The sequence below is a fragment of the uncultured Bacteroides sp. genome, from assembly GCF_949298305.1.
Classification (GTDB): domain Bacteria; phylum Bacteroidota; class Bacteroidia; order Bacteroidales; family Bacteroidaceae; genus Bacteroides.
In genome coordinates, this window is the sequence record NZ_CASFWU010000034.1 from 19859 (window position 1) to 27085 (window position 7227).

Consider the following 7227-nt stretch of genomic DNA (forward strand, 5'->3'; position numbering starts at 1 on the left):
CTTATTCGATTATAATTAAGTCCGTTCCTTCCAGAACAGAATCACCCTTGTTTACTTTGATGGCAGTTACCTTTCCGTCACGGTCGGCGTTGATGTTATTTTCCATCTTCATGGCTTCCAGGATAACGATGAGTTGTCCTCTCTTCACCATATCGCCTTCTTTCACCTTGATGTCAAGGATGACACCCGGCAGCGGAGACTTCACGCCGCTGGCTTTGGACTGGGCTGCCGGACGTGATACCACCCGTTCGCCCGTAGCGGTCTTCGGAGCGGCTGCCGGACGGATGACGGGTTTGGGAGCGGCTTTCAAGGGCTTCTCCAGTTCTACGTTGTAGGGGGTTCCGTTTACTTCTACACGTGCAATGTTGTCTTCCACATCGTTCACTGTAACAGTGTAAAGGTTACCGTTGATTTTATACTTATACTGTTTCATGTTGGATTAAGTTTTAAAGTAAGTATTGGTTTACTTGTGGGGCGTCTGACGCAATGTGTAAATCTTGGAGCTCCACGGAGAATAGTTGCGTTTCACCTTATTGATAGTAAGGATGGTGTCTTCGATATCGTGGACGTTGTCCTGATACTCGTGCAATGCCATGGCGATGGCTGCAAATATTTCTCCGGATTCCGTACCGATTGCTTTCTCCTTGGCCTCCTGCTTGTCCTCAATACCGTGGGCACGCATGGCATTGCGCTTGGTGACTTTCAAGCCGATGCCGCCTACTATCTTGAAGGCAACGAACAGCAGAATCAGGCCGCAGAACACCACCAGCATGGCCATGATGGCCATACCTACACCAAACGGGTCTTTCATCTTGAATCCGTCAATCTTTTCGTTGGAGTCAAGCGTCTTGTTGTTGGTGCTCGGTGTCACATAACGGCCGTCGATGCCCATGACGGCCCATCCTTTCTCCTTGACGCCGTCTTCTATCAGACCGTAGGAGCAGTCTGCCGGAATGTTGGCGGGGATGGTGATGGAGTCAAGCAGGGTGGTACCGTTGGCGTCGTAGAGTGCGATCCAGTTCGGGCCTACGGAGTCCAGAGCGAAGTTCAGGTGGAAGTTGCCGCGCTTGGGTTCGTTGTCCGCCCAGAAGAGCAGATGCTGGCGCGGTGGAATTTTGGTCAGCACGTCTCCTTTGGGAATCGGATACATCATGGCTGCGCGTTCCGGTGCCGACAGGCTTTCATCCAATACCCGCTTGTCGTTGGTCAGGTAGCAGTTGCGGATGTCCACCGTGGCAAATGAGGTGTTGAAGATTTCTATCCAGGGCTGGTGTTTGCCGTAATCGTCCTGGTAGTTGTCCTTGTTGTTTACCAGCACTTCGTTGATGCAGAGGCTTCCCGCACTCTGTCCGAAGCTGCTGCCGCAAACGGCCATGAACGCTGCGATAAGTATTCCTATTTTCTTTTTATTCATAATCTAAAGCTTTTAGTTCATTGAGTCTTGAAGTCGTGGATAGGGAGGCCGGCTTTCCGGCCGTATCCTTCCTCATCCCTTGTCCATTGTCAATTGGTTAAAGTGGAATATTACCGTGCTTCTTGGCAGGGTTGGTCAACTTCTTGGTCTGCAGTTGCTGCAGGGCGCGGATGACGCGGAAGCGGGTGTTGCGCGGTTCAATCACGTCGTCAATGTAGCCATACTTGGCGGCATTGTACGGGTTGGCGAACAGCTTGGTGTATTCCTCTTCCTTCTCTGCCAGGAATTGTGCCGGATTCTCGTGTTCCTTGGCTTCCTTGGCATACAGTACGGCAACGGCTCCAGCACCGCCCATCACGGCGATTTCGGCTGTCGGCCATGCGTAGTTGATGTCACCGCGGAGCTGCTTGCAGCTCATCACAATGTGCGAACCGCCATACGACTTGCGCAGGGTAACGGTCACCTTGGGCACAGTGGCTTCACCGTAGGCATACAGCAGTTTGGCTCCGTGCAGGATGACGGCGTTGTATTCCTGTCCCGTACCCGGCAGGAATCCCGGCACGTCTACCAGTGTCACCAGCGGAATGTTGAAGGCGTCGCAGAAGCGTACGAAGCGTGCGCCCTTGCGCGATGCGTTGCAGTCCAGCACACCTGCCAGATATTTGGGCTGGTTAGCCACGATGCCGACCGACTGTCCGTTCATGCGGGCAAAGCCGATGATGATGTTCTTGGCATAGTCCTTCTGCACTTCCAGGAACTCACCGTTGTCAATGATGGCACCGATGACTTCGTACATGTCGTAAGGCTTGTTGGGATTGTCGGGGATGATTTCGTTCAGTGAGTCTTCCAGACGGTCAATCGGGTCTGTGCAGTTCACGATGGGAGCTTCTTCGAGGTTGTTCTGGGGAATGTAGCTCAACAGCTTGCGGATGATGGCCAGACCTTCTTCGCCGGTGGCTGCCGTGAAGTGGGTAACGCCCGATTTGGAAGCATGTACGCTGGCGCCTCCCAGGTCTTCCTGTGTAACGTCCTCACCGGTCACGGTCTTTACTACGGCAGGACCCGTCAGGAACATGTATGAGGTTCCTTCGGTCATCAGGGTAAAGTCTGTCAGGGCGGGAGAGTAGACGGCACCGCCGGCGCAGGGGCCGAAGATACCCGAAATCTGCGGAATCACACCCGAAGCCATGATGTTGCGTTGGAAAATCTCGGCATATCCGGCCAGTGCGTTGATACCCTCCTGGATACGTGCGCCACCCGAGTCGTTGATGCCGATGACCGGAGCACCCATTTTCATGGCCATGTCCATCACCTTGCAGATTTTCTGTGCCATAGTCTCGGACAACGAACCGCCGAATACTGTAAAGTCCTGTGCAAACACGTACACCAACCGACCTTCGATGGTACCGCATCCGGTCACCACGCCGTCGCCCAGGAAGTGTTTCTTGTCCTGTCCGAAGTTGGTACATCTGTGCTTTACGAACATGTCCATTTCTTCAAAGCTGCCTTCGTCCAGCAGTTGGGCTATACGCTCGCGGGCTGTATATTTTCCTTTGGCATGTTGTTTTTCAATAGCCTTTTCGCCACCACCTAAACGAGCCTGAGCACGAAGTTCAATAAGCTCTTTAATCTTTTCAAGCTGGTTACTCATTGTGATAATTTTTAGATATTAATGTTTTTTTGATTGATTCCAAATTAGAGGAAAGGGGGACTTAATGCATGGAGAATGGAGAGTAGGGGATGAAACCGGGGGCGTTCCCCACCTTGTCTCTTTGTCAACTCTCCATTCTCTGTTAACCGGCTTTTAGGGCTTCTCGCACAGCTCGGTCAGTACACCCAGCGTTGATTTCGGGTGGAGGAAGGCGATGTTCAGGCCTTCTGCGCCTTTGCGCGGAGCTTTGTCAATCAGGCGGATGCCGGCAGCTTCGGCCGAAGCCAGAGCGTTGGCCACGCCGTCTTCAATGGCGAAAGCCAGGTGGTGCATACCGCCATTGCCGTTGTTCTTTTCGATGAACTTGGCGATGGTGCTTTCGGGGCTGGTGGGCTCCAGCAGTTCAATCTTCACGTCGCCCACCTTCAGGAAGGCGGTTCTTACTTTTTGATCCTCTACTGTCTCGATGTTGTAGCACTTCAGACCTAATACATTCTCGTAGTACGGAAGGGCTTCCTCGATGCTCTTTACGGCGATGCCCAAGTGTTCAATGTGTGAAATCTTCATAACTAATATATTAATGTGTAATACTAAACTCCTTTACAGGGGTTAAAACAGCACAAAGTAAGGCAATTCTTATCGAATAAAGAAATATTTCGTCAATTAATTGCGGCTCCAGCGAGAATTTTCAAGCCTCTGTGAATTTATGTTCTTTGTATGTTTACAACAGAGGGCACAGTGGTTCACAGGAATGCTAGGGTATTGGATGTTTTCGTAGATTACCCGTATTTACACGGATTCATCCAATGCAACGAGACACTGTGTATTCTGTGTGAGATTATTGGTGCAAATCACAAATGCTTGGTTCATGGCCAGAATTCCTTTAATTCCTAAACCCTCTCAAGGCGGGTGATAACTCCTTATAATTCCTATAAGTTTAACTTTGTTGATTTTCAATTCGGTAAAGTTTAGCTTGAGTCAAGGAACTTTTGCTGCTGGTTGACGGATTTTTATTCTGTCTGCTTCTTTTCAATTTGGTGTCAATTGAAAAAATAATTATAGTTTAAGTTTCGCAAGTTTATTAACGGGTTGTAGTTAAGCCAATACCTTTGTGAAAAAGGATGCCGACCATACATTTGAGCTATCGGCTTTAACTTCTAAGCCACCATGGTGGGTGATAACTCCTTTTAACTCCTTTAACTCCTGCAAGTTTGGTTTCGCCGATTTACAATTCGCACTTGCGAAACTTGGGTAATGAGTCCACTTTAAAAAGTGCCATTTCCGTCTTAGAGAATAATATAGATATCATTCTGTCATCCTGAACGCAGTGAAGGATCTCTTTCGGAAGCTATGTGATAACAGATCCTTCACTGCGTTCAGGATGACAGAGCAAAGTGATAGCAACGATAAAGAGACTCAGGGAAAAAGTGGGCTCGGTAATTATAGGAATACCGCCAACAGATTAAGTCTATTCTTTATGGCTTCCTAAAGAGTGTGTCGGGCGAAAAGGGAAAACAAACGAAGAATGGAATGTATGATGTTATTACAATACGACAGTTAACAATGGTGTGATTATCTTTATTATTTCTATAGGCAGTATCACTCCAATCATCGCAAGACTTCAAAAAACTTCTGTTAAAAATAGATAACAAGGATAATTTTGTTATATCTTTGTCAGCAATTACATAAAACAGGAATGAATATGTCACATTTGGCTCCTCTGATTGCCGATTTGGCTTTGATATTGATTTGTGCGGGGGTTATGACCTTGTTGTTTAAGAAACTGAAACAACCGCTTGTTTTGGGATATGTGGTGGCCGGTTTTTTGGCCAGTCCGCATCTGGCCTTTACTCCGTCGGTAGTGGATACGGCTAATATCCAGACATGGGCGGACATCGGCGTCATCTTCCTGCTGTTTGCGCTGGGGCTTGAGTTCAGTTTCAAGAAAATTGTGAAAGTGGGAGGAGCAGCCATCATAGCTGCCTGTACCATCATCTTTTGTATGATTTTTGTCGGGATTGCTGTTGGCAATGCTTTCGGGTGGAAAAGGATGGACTGCATCTTCCTGGGAGGAATGATTGCCATGTCTTCGACGACCATTATTTATAAGGCATTTACTGACTTGGGTATCCTAAAGAAACAGTTTACCAGTCTGGTGCTCAGTGTGCTGATCCTGGAAGATATTTTGGCCATTGTGCTGATGGTGATGCTGTCTACGATGGCGGTAAGCCATAACTTTGAGGGCTCTGAAATGCTGGGGAGCATAGCCAAACTGTTGTTTTTCCTGATTTTGTGGTTTGTGGTGGGCATTTACCTGATTCCCGAGTTCTTGAAGAGATGTCGGAAGCTGATGAGCGAGGAGACGATGCTGATTGTGGCTTTGGGGCTGTGTTTCGGCATGGTGGTCGTGGCTGCACATACCGGTTTTTCGGCGGCGTTCGGGGCTTTCATCATGGGGTCTATCCTGGCAGAAACGGTGGAAGCTGAACACATAGAACGTTTGGTGAAGCCGGTGAAGGATTTGTTTGGTGCCATTTTCTTCGTGTCGGTGGGCATGATGGTCGATCCGAACATGATTGTGGAATATGCCGTGCCGATTGTGGTTATCACACTGGCGGTGCTGGTAGGACAGTCGCTTTTCGGTACGTTGGGTATGTTGCTTTCGGGACAGACTCTGAAAACGGCCATGCAATGTGGTTTCAGCCTGACTCAGATTGGTGAATTTGCCTTTATCATTGCATCGTTGGGTGTCTCGCTGAAGGTGACAAGTGATTTCCTGTATCCCATTGTGGTGACGGTTTCGGTCATCACCACTTTCTTCACTCCCTATATGATCCGATTGGCTGAGCCTGCCTATGGTTTTGTGGACAGACATTTGCCTGAAAAGTGGCAGAATTTTCTGGCTCGCTATTCCTCTTCGTCCACTACCCTGAACCATGAAAGCCTGTGGAAACGCTTGATTTTTGCATTAGTGCGTATCACTTTGGTTTACTCCATCATTTGTATTGCCATTATTGCTCTTTCTTTCCGTTTCCTGGTTCCATTTTGTCTGGATAATCTGCCCGGTATCTGGGGCTCACTGACTGCAGCGTTTGTCACGTTGCTGTTCATGTCTCCCTTTTTGCGGGCCATTATGATCAAGAAAAATCATTCGGTGGAGTTTGTCACTTTATGGAATGACAACCGTGGAAACCGGGCGCCACTGGTAGCTACCATCGTGTTGCGTATTTTGTTGGGCGTTTCTTTTGTGATGTTCGTAATGGCTGGACTGTTTAAAATCTCAGTCGGTTTGTTGTTGGGAGTGGCTATCCTGTTGGTCATTGTCATGATACTATCACGCCAGCTGAAGAGGCAATCTATCCTGATTGAGCGTAAATTCCTCCAGAACCTGCGTTCGCGTGATATGAAGGCCGAGTATTTGGGAGAAAAGAAACCGGAATATGCAGGGCGCCTACTGTCCCGCGATTTGCACTTGACTGATTACGAAGTGCCCGGCGAAGCGACTTGGGCAGGAAAAACATTGGCAGAACTGAATTTTGGAAAGAAATACGGGGTACATGTCGTCTCCATCCTGCGGGGTAAAAAACGTATCAATATACCTGGAGCTTCGGTCCGGTTATTCCCTCAAGACAAGATACAGGTAATCGGTACAGACGAGGAGTTGAAAGTGTTTGGCGAAGAGATGGAAAAGGCTTCGGCAATGGATAGTGACGTGGTGGAAAAGAGTGAGACGATTCTCCGTCAATTTTTGATAGATGAACATTCTCCTTTTCTGGGAAAGACTTTGCGGGAAGCCGGCATACGTGAGAAGTACCGTTGCCTGATTGTCGGAATAGAGTCGGGTGGTGAACCTTTGCATGCTCCCGGTTCACAAGAACAGTTCTCAGAAGGGGATGTTGTCTGGATTGTAGGGGAGAATGATGATGTCTACAAACTGGCCGGTCGGAGCGAAGAGGAAGAAGGGTAGATTAGTGGGTAGCATTTGTGGAGTTGGGTAGGTCTGATTTTTACTGAATGTCCCGATATTAGCTTTTACATCAAACTCACGTTAAAAAGGGATATTGTAATCATTCTATTTTCCGACACGATAATTTTATCGGCTGTTTTTCAGCCGATAAAATAAAAATGTCCGCAAGAAAATATTTTTGTTTTAACATTTCGG

The 7227-nt window shown here is 48.1% G+C and carries 5 protein-coding genes; 1 reads left to right on the plus strand and 4 read right to left on the minus strand.

Annotated elements, in window-relative coordinates; translation table 11 throughout:
- Position 1: 1 nt before the first annotated feature.
- From Q1Y74_RS06460 to mce, 4 genes are all read right to left on the minus strand, one after another.
- A complete protein-coding gene (locus Q1Y74_RS06460) occupies positions 2-433 on the minus strand; it encodes a biotin/lipoyl-containing protein (RefSeq protein WP_300813072.1) in 432 nt (143 codons plus the stop codon).
- A gap of 30 nt (positions 434-463) precedes the next feature.
- A complete protein-coding gene (locus tag Q1Y74_RS06465) occupies positions 464-1414 on the minus strand; it encodes an OadG family transporter subunit (RefSeq protein ID WP_300813073.1) in 951 nt (316 codons plus the stop codon).
- Between the two features lie 97 nt (positions 1415-1511).
- Positions 1512-3065, minus strand: coding sequence for an acyl-CoA carboxylase subunit beta (locus Q1Y74_RS06470; RefSeq protein ID WP_300813077.1), 1554 nt, complete (start codon positions 3063-3065; stop codon positions 1512-1514).
- A 153-nt stretch (positions 3066-3218) separates the two neighbouring features.
- A complete protein-coding gene (mce, locus tag Q1Y74_RS06475) occupies positions 3219-3632 on the minus strand; it encodes a methylmalonyl-CoA epimerase (RefSeq protein WP_300813078.1) in 414 nt (137 codons plus the stop codon).
- A 1135-nt stretch (positions 3633-4767) separates the two neighbouring features.
- Here mce and Q1Y74_RS06480 point away from each other — a divergent pair.
- On the plus strand, positions 4768-7032 hold the full coding sequence (locus Q1Y74_RS06480; protein ID WP_300813082.1) for a cation:proton antiporter: 2265 nt from the start codon (positions 4768-4770) through the stop codon (positions 7030-7032).
- The last annotated feature ends 195 nt before the right edge of the window (positions 7033-7227 follow it).